General features: G+C 59.9%; 12 protein-coding genes. 10 read left to right on the forward strand and 2 right to left on the reverse strand.

The genetic code is table 11. From position 1 onward, the window contains the following. Nucleotides 1-188: 188 nt before the first annotated feature. Nucleotides 189-1,163: a serine/threonine protein kinase gene (locus tag HU718_RS27930; protein WP_110720743.1), complete on the forward strand. Its 975-nt coding sequence runs from the start codon at nt 189-191 to the stop codon at nt 1,161-1,163. 203 nt (nt 1,164-1,366) lie between these two features. Next, a complete protein-coding gene (gene rarD / locus HU718_RS27935; RefSeq protein ID WP_186616323.1) occupies nt 1,367-2,254 on the forward strand; it encodes an EamA family transporter RarD in 888 nt (295 codons plus the stop codon). A gap of 223 nt (nt 2,255-2,477) precedes the next feature. On the opposite strand, the gene HU718_RS27940 is transcribed toward rarD, so the two are convergent. After that, nucleotides 2,478-2,996 carry a glycine cleavage system transcriptional repressor gene (locus tag HU718_RS27940; RefSeq protein WP_007910018.1) on the reverse strand — a complete coding sequence of 173 codons (519 nt, stop codon included), beginning with the start codon at nt 2,994-2,996 and terminating at the stop codon, nt 2,478-2,480. Between the two features lie 504 nt (nt 2,997-3,500). Between HU718_RS27940 and HU718_RS27945 the strand changes: the two genes are divergently transcribed. After that, nucleotides 3,501-5,678 carry a malate synthase G gene (locus HU718_RS27945; protein WP_186616324.1) on the forward strand — a complete coding sequence of 726 codons (2,178 nt, stop codon included), beginning with the start codon at nt 3,501-3,503 and terminating at the stop codon, nt 5,676-5,678. A 535-nt stretch (nt 5,679-6,213) separates the two neighbouring features. On the opposite strand, the gene HU718_RS27950 is transcribed toward HU718_RS27945, so the two are convergent. After that, entirely contained in the window at nt 6,214-6,660 is a 447-nt protein-coding gene (locus tag HU718_RS27950; protein ID WP_150708211.1) for a response regulator, read from the reverse strand. Between the two features lie 259 nt (nt 6,661-6,919). Here HU718_RS27950 and HU718_RS27955 point away from each other — a divergent pair, with 259 nt between their 5' ends. The 7 genes from HU718_RS27955 to HU718_RS27985 all read left to right on the forward strand — a co-directional run bounded on the left by HU718_RS27955 (nt 6,920) and on the right by HU718_RS27985 (nt 15,375). Next, on the forward strand, nt 6,920-8,854 hold the full coding sequence (locus tag HU718_RS27955) for a putative nucleotidyltransferase substrate binding domain-containing protein (RefSeq protein WP_302471979.1): 1,935 nt from the start codon (nt 6,920-6,922) through the stop codon (nt 8,852-8,854). Then, nucleotides 8,851-9,558 (forward strand): 3'-5' exonuclease, encoded by a 708-nt coding sequence (locus HU718_RS27960; protein WP_186616326.1) that lies wholly within the window; start codon nt 8,851-8,853, stop codon nt 9,556-9,558. The genes HU718_RS27955 and HU718_RS27960 overlap by 4 nt, the downstream gene beginning before the upstream one ends. A gap of 353 nt (nt 9,559-9,911) precedes the next feature. Beyond that, a complete protein-coding gene (locus HU718_RS27965; RefSeq protein WP_189684071.1) occupies nt 9,912-10,388 on the forward strand; it encodes an RNA polymerase sigma factor in 477 nt (158 codons plus the stop codon). Then, on the forward strand, nt 10,385-11,359 hold the full coding sequence (locus HU718_RS27970; protein ID WP_186616327.1) for a FecR domain-containing protein: 975 nt from the start codon (nt 10,385-10,387) through the stop codon (nt 11,357-11,359). Before HU718_RS27965 ends, HU718_RS27970 begins: the two co-directional genes overlap by 4 nt. 208 nt (nt 11,360-11,567) lie before the next feature. Further along, nucleotides 11,568-13,994, forward strand: a complete 2,427-nt coding sequence (locus tag HU718_RS27975; RefSeq protein WP_186616328.1) for a TonB-dependent siderophore receptor — start codon at nt 11,568-11,570, stop codon at nt 13,992-13,994. A gap of 74 nt (nt 13,995-14,068) precedes the next feature. Continuing rightward, the gene (locus HU718_RS27980) at nt 14,069-15,199 is read left to right on the forward strand and encodes a PepSY-associated TM helix domain-containing protein (RefSeq protein WP_186616329.1); all 1,131 of its coding nucleotides are present in this window, start codon (nt 14,069-14,071) and stop codon (nt 15,197-15,199) included. Next, nucleotides 15,196-15,375: a hypothetical protein gene (locus HU718_RS27985; protein WP_077574808.1), complete on the forward strand. Its 180-nt coding sequence runs from the start codon at nt 15,196-15,198 to the stop codon at nt 15,373-15,375. Before HU718_RS27980 ends, HU718_RS27985 begins: the two co-directional genes overlap by 4 nt. Nucleotides 15,376-15,453 lie beyond the last annotated feature (78 nt).

The following is a 15,453-nucleotide window of genomic DNA, read 5'->3' on the forward strand; positions in this document are numbered from 1 at the left end:
GGCTCGCTCCCACATTGGATCGTCTGTGTGCATGAGATAGTGTGCACACTGAAGATCCTGTGGGAGCGAGCCTGCTCCGGGCGGCGTTCCGACGAAGAGGCCCGCCCAGACACCAACCACCTCCCCCGCTGCCATCTGCGCTACCATGCTGGGCCGGACGCGGCAGCCTGCTGCGCGCAGGAGTCAGCATGGCCCACCCGTTTGAAACCCTCACCCCCGACCTCGTGCTCGATGCCGTTGAAAGCATCGGCTTCCTCAGCGATGCGCGCATTCTGGCGCTGAACAGCTACGAAAACCGCGTTTATCAGGTCGGCATCGAAGACTCCGAACCGCTGATTGCCAAGTTCTACCGTCCGCAACGCTGGACCAACGAAGCCATCCTCGAAGAGCACCAATTCACCTTCGAACTGGCCGACGTCGAAATCCCGGTGGTAGCGCCGCTGATCCACAACGGCGAAACCCTGCACGAGCATGCCGGTTTCCGCTTCACCCTGTTCCCGCGTCGTGGCGGTCGTGCGCCGGAGCCGGGCAACCTTGATCAGCTGTATCGCCTCGGCCAGTTGCTCGGGCGGATTCACGCGGTCGGCGCGACCAAGCCGTTTGAACACCGCGAAGCTCTCGCTGTGCAGAACTTCGGCCACGCCTCGCTGAACACCTTGCTCGAAGGCAACTTCATTCCGAAAAGCCTGCTGCCGGCCTACGAGTCCGTCGCCCGCGACCTGCTCAAGCGCGTGGAAGATGCTTACGCCAACACACCGCACCAGAACATCCGCATGCACGGCGATTGCCACCCCGGCAACATGATGTGCCGTGACGAGATGTTCCACATCGTCGACCTCGACGACTGCCGCATGGGCCCGGCGGTGCAGGACATCTGGATGATGCTCGCCGGGGATCGTCAGGAATGCCTGGGGCAGTTGTCGGAATTGATGGATGGCTACAACGAGTTTCACGACTTCGACCCGCGTGAACTGGCGCTGATCGAACCGTTGCGTGCCTTGCGTCTGATGCACTACAGCGCTTGGCTGGCGCGCCGTTGGGATGACCCGGCTTTCCCGCACAGCTTTCCGTGGTTCGGCACCGAGCGCTATTGGGGTGATCAGGTGTTGGCGTTGCGTGAGCAATTGTCCGCGCTCAACGAAGAACCGCTGAAACTCTTCTGATTCACCAATATCCTTGTGGGAGCGAGCCTGCTCGCGAATACGGACTGACATTCGACACTGATGTCGACTGAAACGACGCCTTCGCGAGCAGGCTCGCTCCCACAATTTCGGTGTTCACAATTTCCCGACCATTGCGCTACGGCACTCGCCGACAAATCTCCTTACAATCCCTCCTTTGTTAGCTGCCTAAGCAAGGATTCTGCATGCAAGCCGCCAACCCGCGTCGCGGGTACATTCTGGGCCTGAGTGCCTACATCATCTGGGGCCTGTTCCCGATCTACTTCAAAGCCATCGCCGAAGTGCCGGCGGTCGAGATCATCATCCATCGGGTGCTGTGGTCGGCGCTGTTCGGTGCGCTGCTGCTGATGGTGTGGAAACACCCGGGCTGGTTGCGCGAACTGCTCGACAACCCCAAACGCTTGGCGATTCTGGCGCTGAGCGGCACGTTGATCGCGGCTAACTGGCTGACCTACGTGTGGTCGGTGAATAACGGGCGCATGCTTGAGGCGAGCCTCGGTTATTACATCAACCCGTTGGTAAACGTGCTGTTGGGGATGTTGATTCTCGGCGAACGCTTGCGGCGGATGCAGTGGATTGCGGTCGGTCTGGCGGCGGTCGGTGTCGCGCAACAGATGTGGCAGGTCGGCAGTCTGCCGTGGGTGTCGCTGGTGCTGGCGCTGACGTTCGGCTTCTACGGTCTGATCCGCAAACAGGCGCCGGTCAAGGCGTTGCCGGGGCTGGTGGTGGAAACCTGGATGCTGGTGCCGATCGCGATTGCCTGGCTGCTGTTCAACCAGACCGCGACCAGCGCTCAACCGGAGTTCTGGACCACGTCCCAAGCCTGGTGGCTGGTGGCGGCCGGGCCGGTGACGTTGATCCCACTGGTGTGCTTCAACGCCGCCACGCGCCACTTGCCGTACACCACGATCGGTTTCCTGCAATACCTGGCGCCGACCCTGGTGCTGTTGCAAGCGGTGCTGCTGTTCGGTGAGCATCTATCGTCCAGCACACTGGTGGCGTTTATCTTCATTTGGGCCGGTCTGGCCGTTTACAGCGTCGATGCGGTGATCAGTTTGCGTCGGCGCAGCTGATCAAAAAACGCACAAACCCTCGCAGGCCACGGTTCTCGTGGCCTGCATCGTTCCTTCCCAAGGTTATCCACAGCGTGATCCCCGCCGTTTGTGCGCAAGTCACTGAATGTTGGCGGTTTTTTGATCAGTTCCGCGCAAGCCCCGGCCGGCTTGACGCTGCGCCCGGTCTCTACAGGTTATCCACAGGCAGGTGCACGTTTAAACTGGATAACCTGATCGACCCTTAAACATCTGTGCGTAACACCAGTTCGACCATCAGATCGTCGGCCAGGGTTTCCAGGCGCGACTGCAAGACGTCGAGCGACAAGGTCAGCGGCACCGCAAGAATTGCTTCGGCGTGAAACAGCGGCTCGCTGCTCATCGGTGCCGGACGCACTTCCGTCACCAGTCGCTCAAGGTTGACGCCCTGCTCGCTCAACAGCCGGGTTATATCGCGGACGATGCCGGGCCGGTCATTGCCCACCAGCTCCATCGCGATCGGCTTCCATGTGCAGGACTGCTCAATGCCACTCTCGGCAATCAGTACGCGAATGCCATGCGTCGACAATGCTTGTAGGGAATCGACTAATTCGTCGTAAGCCTCTGCCGGCACGCCCACCCGAAGAATCCCGGCGAACTGCCCGGCCATCCTCGACATGCGGCTTTCCAGCCAGTTACCGCCGTGCTCGGCGATGCATTGGGCGATGCGCTCGACCTGTCCGGGCTTGTCCGGGGCGAAAACAGTGAGTACGAGATGGTCCATGGCGCAGCCCTCTTGTCATGACTTTTGTTATAGAAGGGGAAGTATAGGCAAGGGTCGAATTTGCGTTGAGGCGACCGACCCTTTCGCGAGCAGGCTCGCTCCCACATAAACCGCTGCCATAGCAGCCAAATAGCATTTATGTGTACAACTTTTTATATTTAGCTGGAACAATCCAATGGTTTTTTGAGAACATCCCGTTCCGCGATGTGACCGCAATGCGACATGAGGTCGCAGAACGACGTAATTAGTCTGATTTTCACAAGCGCAACTCATCATGTAGTATGCCGCAGCGCGCACTACATAACGCCGGATCGATGTCTGCCCAAGGCCTGTTCGCAACCCTGAAAGCCCCGTCAGCAAGGCCCCAAGCCTTTGATTGGTCCCAGCCCAGCCGCCCGCAATGGCATGTACTGGTCGGCAGGTTTGTGGTTTAAATGGCCAGAGGCTTCATTGTCAAAATTGAAGAGCTGAAAAGCGAAATAGCTGAGCAGAGTGAGGCAAGCAATGACTGAACACGTTCAAGTCGGTGGCCTGCAGGTCGCCAAAGTCCTGTTCGACTTCGTGAACAACGAAGCCATTCCCGGTACCGGCCTCACCGCCGACAAATTCTGGGAAGGTGCCGACAAGGTCATTCATGACCTGGCGCCGAAGAACAAAGCCCTACTCGCCAAACGCGATGACTTCCAGGCTCGTATCGATGCCTGGCACCAGGAACGCAACGGTCAGGCGCACGACGCCGTGGCCTATAAAGCCTTCCTGCAAGAAATCGGTTATCTGCTGCCAGAAGCGGCTGATTTCCAGGCAACGACGCAAAACGTCGATGATGAAATCGCCCGTACCGCCGGCCCGCAACTTGTTGTGCCGGTGATGAACGCCCGCTTCGCTCTCAATGCCTCGAACGCCCGCTGGGGTTCGCTGTATGACGCCCTCTACGGCACCGACGCGATCAGCGAAGACGGTGGCGCGGAAAAAGGCAAAGGCTACAACAAGGTGCGTGGCGACAAAGTCATCGCCTTCGCCCGTGCTTTCCTCGACGAAGCTGCGCCATTGGCTGCTGGCTCTCACGTTGACTCGACCGGCTACAAAATCGCTGACGGCAAACTGCTGGTCACCCTCAAGGGCGGCAGCAACACTGGCCTGCGCGACGATGCACAATTAATCGGTTTCCAGGGCGACGCCAACGCGCCAATCGCGATCCTGCTGAAACACAACGGTCTGCACTTCGAAATCCAGGTCGACGCCACCACCCCGGTTGGCCAGACCGATGCCGCCGGCGTCAAAGACATCCTGATGGAAGCGGCGCTGACCACCATCATGGACTGCGAAGACTCCGTGGCCGCTGTCGATGCCGACGACAAAGTGGTGATCTACCGCAACTGGCTCGGCCTGATGAAGGGCGACCTGGCGGAATCCGTGTCCAAGGGTGGCCAGACCTTCACCCGCACCATGAACCCGGATCGCACCTACACCGCGCCGAATGGCGGTGAAGTGACTTTGCACGGTCGTTCGCTGCTGTTCGTGCGTAACGTTGGCCACCTGATGACCATCGACGCGATCCTCGACAAAGACGGCAACGAAGTGCCGGAAGGCATCCTCGACGGTCTGGTCACTTGCCTCGCGGCGATGCACAACCTCAACGGCAACACCTCGCGCCGCAACACCCGCACAGGTTCCGTCTACATCGTTAAACCGAAGATGCACGGCCCGGAAGAAGCGGCGTTCACCAACGAGCTGTTCGGTCGCATCGAAGACGTGTTGGGCCTTACGCGCAACACTCTGAAAGTCGGGATCATGGACGAGGAGCGCCGTACCACGGTCAACCTCAAGGCCTGTATCAAGGCTGCCAGCGAGCGCGTGGTGTTCATCAACACCGGTTTCCTCGACCGCACCGGCGACGAAATTCACACCTCGATGGAAGCCGGCCCGGTGGTGCGCAAGGCTGACATGAAGGCTGAGAAGTGGATCGGCGCGTACGAAAACTGGAACGTCGATATCGGTCTGAGCACCGGCCTGCAAGGTCGTGCGCAAATCGGTAAAGGCATGTGGGCGATGCCGGATCTGATGGCCGCGATGCTTGAGCAGAAAATCGCGCACCCATTGGCTGGCGCCAACACCGCTTGGGTTCCATCGCCGACTGCCGCTGCACTGCACGCGCTGCACTACCACAAAGTCGACGTGTTCGCCCGTCAGGCCGAACTGGCCAAACGTGCTCGCGCGTCGGTCGACGACATCCTGACCATCCCGCTGGCCGTCAACCCGAACTGGACGCCAGAGCAGATCAAGAACGAACTGGACAACAATGCCCAGGGCATTCTTGGTTACGTGGTGCGCTGGATCGACCAGGGCGTTGGCTGTTCGAAAGTACCGGACATCAATGACGTCGGCCTGATGGAAGACCGTGCCACGCTGCGGATCTCCAGCCAACACATCGCCAACTGGCTGCGCCACGGTGTGGTGACCGAAGCGCAAGTGATGGAAAGCCTCAAGCGCATGGCGCCGGTGGTGGATCGTCAAAACGCCAACGACCCGCTGTACCGTCCGCTGGCACCGAACTTCGACAGCAACATCGCCTTCCAGGCGGCGGTCGAACTGGTGGTTGAAGGTACCAAACAGCCGAATGGTTACACCGAGCCGGTATTGCACCGTCGTCGTCGCGAGTTCAAGAAGGCCAACGGCCTGTAACTTGCGCTGAATGCCGGACATGAAAAAGCCCTGATCGAAAGATCAGGGCTTTTTTGTTTGTGCGGTTTGGGCTGGTATTTGTGGTGGGCTTGAGATCGCCCCCCCTCACCCCAGCCCTCTCCCCCAAGGGGTAGAGGGGGAAAGGGAGCAGATCTGTATGCTTTTCAAAATCTGAGCTCGGCTCAGGAATTGCTCAGGCTAGAGGGGAAAGGGAGCCGATCTCTGTGCTTTTCAAAATCTGAGCTCGGCTCAGGAATTGCCCAGGCTAGAGGGGAAAGGGAGCCGATCTCTGTGCTTGTCAAAATCTGAGCTCGGCTCAGGAATTGCCCAGGCTAGAGGGGAAAGGGAGCCGATCTCTGTGCTTTTCAAAATCTGAGCTCGGCTCAGGAATTGCCCAGGCTAGAGGGGAAAGGGGGCCGATCTTTGTGCTTTTCAAAACCGGAGTTCGACTGAGGAATTTCAGGTCGGTGTACCTCGAATATTCACCTCGGGTCAGTCCCCTCTCCCTCTGGGAGAGGGCTAGGGTGAGGGGCTTTTAAGGATCGATACCCAACTCGTGTTTGACCAGACCGAGCAACTTGCCCGTATCAATCGGCTTGAGCAGAAAATCCACCACGCTCAAATGCATCGCCGCAATCGCGTCTTTCACATCAGCATCACCCGAAACAATGATGATCGGCATCGCCGCCCGCACCGACTCACGCACTTGCCGAATCAGCTCAAGCCCACCGACATGGCCCATACGCAGATCGGTGATGACCAGGCCGATCGAAGGTTTGTCTTCAAGCATCTTCAGCGCAGTCTCGCCACTGGCTGCGGTCAGGCAACGAATGCCGTCCAACGCGAGAATCTCCGACAACAGCTCCCGGGCGTCCTTGTCGTCATCGACGATCAGTACGCGCTGCGGCGGCAAGTCGGGTTCGAGCATTACAGCGCTGAGCGCTTCACGCTCGGCGTCGCTCAAAATATCGTGGTCGGACATGGCATTCTCTACGTTTTCAAATCAATCACCTGGCACAGTCGTCAGACATCGCTAAGCAGAGCTTCAATGTGCACTTCGTCGGATTTTTTTCCAAGTGGGCAAACAAGGGAATTTCCGACTGTTTGCGTAGGGCATCTCCGAAACTACGCCAATGGTGGCAAAACCTAGACTTACGTCCAATGGGCACCCTGTCCGTAGGGGTCGACCATGGCCGTAACGATCCGACAACAACAATTCGAAAAAGACTGCGGTAATGGTTATGAGTAAAGCGGACGCCTTCACCCAGGCAGGGAAAACCGCGGTATTGCAGAACATTCAGGGCACCCTGCAATTCCTCCAGCGCTTCCCGCCCTTCAATCAGATGGAACACGCCCACCTCGCGTATCTGGTGGAGCAATGTCAGCTGCGTTTTTACGGCCAGGGCGAGAGCATCATCAAACCCGTCGACGGCCCGGTCGAACATTTCTATATTGTCAAGCAGGGCCGGGTGGTCGGCGAACGCCAGCACATCACCAAACCCGGCACCGAGACCACGTTTGAAATCACCACCGGCGAATGCTTTCCGCTGGCCGCGTTGCTCGGCGAACGCGCGACGCGCACCGAGCATCTGGCCGGCGAAGACACCTTCTGTCTGCAACTGAACAAACTGGCGTTCATCAAGCTGTTCGCCCTCTCCAACGCCTTCCGTGATTTCGCCTTGCGCGGGGTCAGCAGCCTGCTCGATCAGGTCAATCAGCAAGTGCAGCAGAAAGCCGTGGAAACCCTCGGCACCCAGTACTCGCTGAACACTCGCCTCGGCGAACTGGCCATGCGTCACCCGGTAACCTGCAGCCCCGACACGCCACTGCGCGAAGCGGTGAAGTTGATGCACGAACAGCAGGTCGGCAGCATCGTTGCGGTGGATGAGCACAAGGCCCCGCTGGGGATTTTCACCCTGCGCGATTTGCGCCATGTCGTGGCCGAAGGCATCGGCGATTTCAGTGAAGCCATCGAGCGCCACATGACGCCTTCGCCCTTTTATCTTTCGCCGGATCACAGCGCGTTCGATGCGGCGATTGCCATGACCGAACGGCATATCGCCCACGTCTGTCTGGTCAAGGATCAGCGCCTGTGCGGCGTGGTTTCCGAGCGCGATCTGTTCTCGCTGCAACGGGTCGATCTGGTGCATCTGGCGCGGACGATTCGCAGCGCGCAACGCGTCGAACAACTGGTGAGCCTGCGTGGTGAGATCGGCCAACTGGTCGAACGCATGCTCGCCCACGGCGCTTCTTCGACGCAGATCACCCACATCATCACCCTGCTCAACGACCACACCGTATGCCGGGTGATCGAACTGACTCTCGCGGAAAAAGGCGATCCCGGCGTGCCGTTCAGTTGGCTGTGTTTCGGCAGCGAAGGCCGCCGCGAGCAGACCCTGCACACCGATCAGGACAACGGCATTCTGTTCGACGCCCGCGATGCCGCCCATGCGGCGGAGATTCGCGGCAAGCTGCTGCCGATTGCCCAGCAGATCAACCAGAGTCTGGCGCTGTGCGGCTTCACCCTGTGCAAAGGCAACATCATGGCCGGCAATCCCGAGCTGTGTTTGTCGCGAGCGGAATGGGCACGGCGTTTTGCAGCTTTTATTCGTGAAGCGACGCCGGAGAATCTGCTCGGGTCGAGTATTTATTTCGACTTGCGCGTGGTCTGGGGTGATGAACAAGGCTGTGAACAACTGCGCCGGGGCATTCTCGATCAGGTCGGCGACAACCGTTTGTTCCAGCGCATGATGGCCGAGAACGCCCTGCGCAATCGCCCGCCGGTGGGGCGTTTCCGCGAGTTTGTCCTGGCGCGCAAGAACGGCGAGAAAGCCACGCTGGATCTCAAGGTTCAAGGCCTGACGCCGTTTGTAGACGGCGCACGCTTGCTGGCGCTGGCCAACGGTATCGACGCCAACAACACCCTCGAACGCTTCCGGCAGTTGGTCGAGAAAGAAGTCATCGAGCGACTGGATGGCGCGGCGTATGAAGAGGCCTATCACTTCATTCAGCAGACGCGCATGCAGCAACATCAACTGCAGACCCGCGAGAACCAGCCGTACTCCAATCGCGTCGATCCCGACAGCCTCAATCACCTCGACCGGCGCATCCTGCGGGAATCCCTGCGACAGGCTCAACGCCTGCAAAGCAGCCTGACCTTGCGGTATCAGCTATGAGCCTGTTCTCGTGGCTGCGCCCGGCGAGTGCGGTGGTGCCGGTGGATTTCCAGCAGCGTCTGGCGCAGCTGCCGGCGATTACCGAACTGCGCGAATGCACGTTGCGTGAACAACGTTGGGTGGTGCTGGATCTGGAAACCACCGGACTCAACCTGAACAAGGATCGTGTGCTGTCGATTGGTGCTGTGGTGATCGAGGATGGCGCGATCGATTTCAGCCAGCAGTTCGAGCGGACGCTGCAATGCCGGGAGTTGAAGCTTAGTCCCAGCGTGTTGATTCACGGTCTGGGGCCGAATGCGATTGCGGCGGGCAGTGAGCCGGCCGAAGCATTGTTGGAGTTCATGGAGTTTGTCGGTGACAGCCCGGTGCTGGCGTTTCATGCGCCGTTCGATCAGCACATGCTCGGGCGCGCGTTGAAGGAACATCTGGGGCACAAGTTGCAGCAGGTGTTTCTGGATGTCGCCGACATTGCACCGCTGGTGTGTCCGCAGGCGCACATTCGTGAGGCCGGGCTGGATGAGTGGATCGACTGGTTCAAGCTTGAGGTGTTCGAGCGGCATAACGCGAGTGCCGATGCGTTGGCGACGGCGGAGCTGGCGTTGATTCTGTTCAGCCGGGCGCGGGGGCAGCAGATTCATAGTCCGTTGAACTTGCAACAGCGGTTGAGTCAGTGGAAGCGGCGGCAGCAGGCGCCTTCGTTCTGAAGTTGAGTCGAGTCCAAGATCCATCGCCCTCACCCCAGCCCTCTCCCGGAGGGAGAGGGGGCCGACCGTGGTGTCTGAAGCCTTACATCGACCTGAAAGACCGAGTCGATTGAGGATTCGCTGAAAATCGTTCAGGTCGGTGTACCTCCAGAATATCCCCCGATCGGTCCCCTCTCCCTCTGGGAGAGGGCTAGGGTGAGGGCCTGCCTTTAACCGCCCACCTGACCAGTGGCCAATTGCTAACCATTCCCACCTCTGCCACAATCGCGAACAATTCGCGTTAGTTAACATTTCCCAATCGGTGATGTCCGGTGTCGTCAGTCCAAAGCCCTAACAGTGAGCTCGTCGGTGCGATGTATCGCGACCATCGTGGTTGGCTGTTGGCATGGCTGCGACGCAATGTGGCGTGTCCGCAGCGTGCCGAAGACCTGAGTCAGGACACCTTTGTGCGTCTGCTCGGTCGCGACGAAATGCTGACACCCCGCGAGCCGCGCGCCTTTCTGGTGGCGATCGCCAAAGGCCTGCTGTTCGACTACTTCCGCCGTGCGGCGCTGGAACAGGCCTACCTCACCGAACTGATGCTGATCCCCGAAGGCGAGCAACCGTCGGTGGAAGAACAGCAAATGATCCTCGAAGACCTCAAAGCCATCGACCGCTTGCTCGGCAAACTGTCGACCAAGGCCCGCGCCGCTTTCCTTTATAACCGCCTCGATGGCCTCAGCCATGCCGAGATCGCCGACAAGCTCGGCGTCTCGGTGCCGCGTGTGCGCCAGTATCTGGCGCAAGGCATTCGTCAGTGCTACATCGCCCTGTACGGTGAGCCGACGTGAGCCCGGCCAGTTCCAGACCGGTGCCGGCGCATGTGCTGGATGCGGCGATTGCCTGGCAACTGACCCTCGACTCGAGCAGTCCGCTGGAGCGCGAAGAGTTCGCCAAATGGCATGCGGCCCATGAAGAACACGCCCGTGCGTGGCGGCAACTGGGCATGCTCGATCAGCGTTTCAGCGTGGCCAAAGGGCCGGCGCGCAGTGCGCTGCTGCAATCACGCGAGGGCATTCGCCGGCGGGTGCGCAAACTTGGCAGTGGGCTGACCAGCGTCGTGGTGCTTGTCGGTGTGGGGCTTTTCGCCAGCGAACGGTTTATGCCGCTGGATTACTGGCTCGCCGATCAACGCACTGCTACGGGCGAACAGCGCACCGTGCACCTGGCGGATGGCACTGTGCTGAATCTCAATACCCACAGTGCGGTGGATGTGCGGTTCGATGACAAGCGCCGGCTGATCGTGTTGCAGGAGGGCGAAATTCTCGTCGAGACCGGTCATGGCGATGCGCGCCCGTTCATCGTTGAAACCCGCGAAGGCAGCATGCGCGCCTTGGGTACGCGCTTTCTGGTCAAGCGCGAAGAAGCAGGCACGCGCCTGAGCGTGTTGCAGTCGGCGGTCGCGGCGCACCCGCAATCCAATCCTGAAGAGCAAATCCTCCATGAAGGCCAGCAAGTGCTGCTGCGCAGTGACGGATTGGGTTCGATTGTCGCGCTCAACCCCGGCGCCGACGCCTGGACGCGCGGCATGCTGGTGGTGGATAACGCACGCCTTGGCGATCTGGTGCATGAGCTCGGGCGTTATCGTCGCGGGCATCTGGGCGTGGCACCGGACGTGGCGGACCTGCGGATTACCGGTAGTTTTCCGCTGCATGACACCGATAAGGCCCTGAGCGCATTGCTGCCGACTTTGCCGGTGCAGATCGAGCGGCATACGCCGTATTGGGTCACAGTCGCGAAGGCTGATATCAAGCCTGAGTAGTGGGCTGGTAGAACTATCGCTTTCGCGAGCAGGCTCGCTCCCACAGGAGAATGTATTCCAAATGTGGGAGCGAGCCTGCTCGCGAAGGCGTCATCCGCGGCAACACTATTTCCAGCTAATAAAAATTATTTTCATCCAGCCCTATCACTTTTTGCTTTTCATCCGGCACACAGGCAATTGAGAAATATTTCCATTCAGGAGCCGCCGTATGTCCCGTTCGCTAGACACTTTGTTGCGCCCCAGTCTGCTGGCCGTCGCCATCGCGCTCAGCGCGCCGCTGATCAGCAGTCCGTTGCTTGCCGCTGAACAAGCGTCCAGCGCGCGCGCCTACAATCTGCCGGCGGCGCCACTGTCGACCACCCTGAACCAGATCGCCAGCCAAGGCGGCATTGCGCTGTCGCTGAATCCGTCGCTAGCGGCGGGCAAGACTTCGGCACCGGTCAACGGCCAGTACGATGCGGCAGGCGCTCTGCGCGCAGCGCTGCGCGGCACCGGTCTGCAACTGGAGCAAAGCAGCACCGGCACCTATACCCTCGTGGCCGTGCCTGAAGGGACGCTGGCCCTGCCGGAAACTTCGGTCATCGGCGTGGAAAACTTCGAAAGCGCCTGGGGCCCGGTCGAAGGCTACACCGCCACCCGCACCGCCGCTGGCAGCAAGACCGACACCGCGCTGGTCGAAGCGCCGCGTTCGATCTCCGTCGCTACCCGCCAGCAAATGGACGACCGCAGCGTGCACAGTCTCGACGATGCTGTGCGCTACATGCCGGGCATCACCGCCAGCAGCTACGGCAGCGACACCCGCGCCGACTGGCTGCGTGTGCGCGGTTTCGAACCGACCCAGTTCCTCGACGGCCTGCCGCTGCCGAAAGGCGTGTACGCCAACCCGAAACAGGAAACCTGGAACCTCGACCGCCTCGCCCTGCTGCGCGGCCCAGCCTCTTCGGTTTACGGCCAGACCCCGCCGGGCGGTTTGCTGGACATGGTCAGCCGTCGCCCAAGTGCAGAAGCCAGCAACGAAATCCAGCTGCAATACGGCAGCGACAACCATCGTCAGATCAACTTCGCCAGCACCGGCAAGATCGATGACGCCGGCCAGTTTCTTTACGGTCTCAGCGGTGTGGTGCGCGACAGTGGCACGCAGGTCGATCACGTCGACAACAAGCGCTACAACATCGCACCGAGCCTGACCTGGAACATCGACGACGACACCAAGCTCACCCTGCTGAGCCAGTTCACCCGCGACGATACCGGCATCACCAGCCAGTTCCTGCCGGTGCAGGGCACCAAGATCAAGTCACCGCTCGGTGATATTTCTCACCACAAGAATCTGGGTGATCCGGACTGGGAATATTACGATCGCACCTACTACGCGCTGGGCTACGCCTTCGAACATCGTCTGAACGATGTCTGGCAGTTCAAGCAAAACCTGCGCTACACCAAGTCGGATCTGTCGTTCCAGTCGCTGACGCCGGGTTCCTACCCATTCGCGCAAGTCGATGCTCAGGGCAACGTAAACCGCACCAGCACCAGCGTCGACGAAGACATCAGCCAGTTCGCCGTCGACAACAACTTCCAGGCCGACTTCGCCACCGGTGACATCCGCCACACCCTGCTGCTGGGTCTGGATCACCAGCGCAGCAACACCAACTACACCTCGATCTTCGGTGATGGCCTGCCAACCAACGTCATCACGCCGATCTACGGTCAGCCGATCGTACGTCCGGCGCGCTCGACGGCGTTTTACGATTACGACCAGAAGACCTACCAGACCGGCCTGTACGTGCAGGACCAGATGGCCCTCGACCAGTGGCGCCTGACCCTCGGCGGCCGTGAAGACTGGGTGCACACCAGCACCAAATTCATCAACAAGGGCGATGCCACCAACACCCAGCGTGACAAGGCCTTCAGCGGCAACGCAGCGCTCAGTTATGTCTTCGACAACGGTTTCGTGCCGTACCTGTCGTACGCCGAATCCTTCCAGCCGACCACGGGCGCCGACGCCACCTCGACCGGCTCGCTCAAACCGACCGAAGGCAAGCAGTGGGAACTGGGCATCAAATACCAGCCACCGGGCAGCAAAACCCTGCTGACCGCCGCCGTGTATGACCTCACCCAGAAGAACGTTTCGGTCAACACCTTCGTCAACAACGTGTCGATCACCAGCCAGACTGGCGAAGTGAAAGTCAAAGGCCTGGAGCTGGAAGCGGTTTCCGATGTGACCGATAACCTGAAAGTCATCGCTGCCTACACCTTGGCCAAATCGGAAGTGCAGAATGGCGTCGACAAGGGCAATCGCCTGCAACTGATGCCGAACCAGCAAGCGTCGCTGTGGACTGACTACACCTGGCACGCCGGCGTCCTCGACGGCTTCGGCATTGGCGGTGGCGTGCGTTACACCGGCAACACCTACGGCGACAAGGCCAATACCTGGCTGGGCAAGGCGGACGCCTACACCGTGTTCGACGCGAGTGTGCATTACGACCTCGGCCGTCTGGACAACAGCCTCAAAGGCGCGTCGCTGGCCGTCAACGCAACCAACCTGTTCGACAAGGAATACATTTCCACCTGCGACAGCTTCTACTGCTACTACGGCGACACGCGCAGTGTCGTCGCCAGCGCCACTTACAAGTGGTAAGCGATTGAGCTGAAACAGGCCCTGTTACCTGGCCGTCCCTCGTGGACGGCTTTGGTGTTTTTGAAGGTCATGAAATGAAAAGTAAAACAATCCGCCGCTGGTCGTTCGTGCATACGTGGACCAGCCTGGTCTGCACCGTGTTTTTGCTGATGCTGGCACTGACCGGTCTGCCGTTGATTTTCAGCCATGAAATCGACCATTTGCTGGGCAACGCGCCGGAGCTGCAGGAGATGCCGGCCGACACGCCGCAGCTCAATCTGCAGCAACTGGTGGATGCCGCGCAGAAACATCGACCGGGCGAAGTCATGCAGTACTTCGGCTATGACGATGAAGACCCGAACGCGGCGTTCGCGATCATGGCGAAAACCGCCGGCACCGAACCGAACTCCTCGCACACCTTCATGCTCGACGCACGTACCGGTGAAGCGCTGGAAACCCCGTCGGCCAACGGCGGCTTGATGCTGTTTATCCTGCGCCTGCATGTCGACATGTTTGCCGGGCTGCCGGGCAAGTTGCTGCTGGCGTTCATGGGGCTGCTATTTGTCGTGGCCATCGTGTCCGGGACGGTGCTGTATTTGCCGTTCATGCGCCGCTTGAAGTTCGGCACGGTGCGCCAGGACAAATCCACCCGCCTGCGCTGGCTCGACCTGCACAACCTGATCGGTGTCGTCACCCTGACCTGGGCCTTGGTGGTCGGCGTGACCGGTGTGATCAGCGCCTGCGCCGACTTGTTGATCGCGGCGTGGCGCAATGAAGCACTGACTGCGCTGATCGAACCGTACCGCGATGCGCCACCGCTGACGCACCTGGCGCCGGCCACGCGTTTGCTCGACATCGCTGCTGAAGTTGCGCCGGAGATGAAACCAGACTTCATTGCCTTTCCCGGAACACGCTTTTCCAGTGAGCACCATTACTCGGTGTTCATGAAGGGCGGTACGCACCTGACTTCGCATCTGCTGACCCCGGTGCTGATCGATGCGACCACGCTGCAGGTCACTGCGGTGGCCGAACGGCCGTGGTACATGGACGCCATGGGCATGTCGCAGCCGCTGCACTTCGGTGACTACGGCGGCATGCCAATGAAAATCCTCTGGGCCACCCTCGATGTGCTGACGATCATCGTGCTCGGCAGCGGCGTGTATCTGTGGGTGGTGCGGCGCAAAGCGGCGAAGCCTGTGCTGGAAACGGCGGAGGCGTCTACATGAAGCCGCGTCAGTCGAATTTCTGGAAGGTGTTCAGCACGCCGATCGTGATTGCGTTGCTCAGTGCGGCAGGGTTGTTTGCGGCGTTGCTTGGGGATGGGATTTGGGATGCGCTGAGCTGGGTCGGGCTGGGTGTTCCGGCATTTCTGGCCATAAGAGGATTGCTGCAGCGAAGCTGAAAAACCTTTGTAGGAGTGAGCCTGCTCGCGATGGCTGCGGGTCAGTCAACATAGTTGTTGAATGTTATTACGCTATCG

Source organism: Pseudomonas tensinigenes (assembly GCF_014268445.2).
GTDB classification, from domain to species: Bacteria; Pseudomonadota; Gammaproteobacteria; order Pseudomonadales; family Pseudomonadaceae; genus Aquipseudomonas; species Aquipseudomonas tensinigenes.

What these genes read in the sequence shown, in the direction of transcription:
- HU718_RS27985 (WP_077574808.1), top strand. Translation starts at nt 15,196, where the DNA reads ATGAAGCCGCGTCAGTCGAATTTCTGGAAGGTGTTCAGCACGCCGATC.
- HU718_RS27965 (WP_189684071.1), top strand. Translation starts at nt 9,912, where the DNA reads ATGTATCGCGACCATCGTGGTTGGCTGTTGGCATGGCTGCGACGCAAT.
- HU718_RS27930 (WP_110720743.1), top strand. Translation starts at nt 189, where the DNA reads ATGGCCCACCCGTTTGAAACCCTCACCCCCGACCTCGTGCTCGATGCC.
- HU718_RS27945 (WP_186616324.1), top strand. Translation starts at nt 3,501, where the DNA reads ATGACTGAACACGTTCAAGTCGGTGGCCTGCAGGTCGCCAAAGTCCTG.
- HU718_RS27975 (WP_186616328.1), top strand. Translation starts at nt 11,568, where the DNA reads ATGTCCCGTTCGCTAGACACTTTGTTGCGCCCCAGTCTGCTGGCCGTC.
- HU718_RS27960 (WP_186616326.1), top strand. Translation starts at nt 8,851, where the DNA reads ATGAGCCTGTTCTCGTGGCTGCGCCCGGCGAGTGCGGTGGTGCCGGTG.
- HU718_RS27950 (WP_150708211.1), bottom strand. Translation starts at nt 6,660, where the DNA reads ATGTCCGACCACGATATTTTGAGCGACGCCGAGCGTGAAGCGCTCAGC.
- HU718_RS27940 (WP_007910018.1), bottom strand. Translation starts at nt 2,996, where the DNA reads ATGGACCATCTCGTACTCACTGTTTTCGCCCCGGACAAGCCCGGACAG.
- rarD (WP_186616323.1), top strand. Translation starts at nt 1,367, where the DNA reads ATGCAAGCCGCCAACCCGCGTCGCGGGTACATTCTGGGCCTGAGTGCC.
- HU718_RS27955 (WP_302471979.1), top strand. Translation starts at nt 6,920, where the DNA reads ATGAGTAAAGCGGACGCCTTCACCCAGGCAGGGAAAACCGCGGTATTG.
- HU718_RS27980 (WP_186616329.1), top strand. Translation starts at nt 14,069, where the DNA reads ATGAAAAGTAAAACAATCCGCCGCTGGTCGTTCGTGCATACGTGGACC.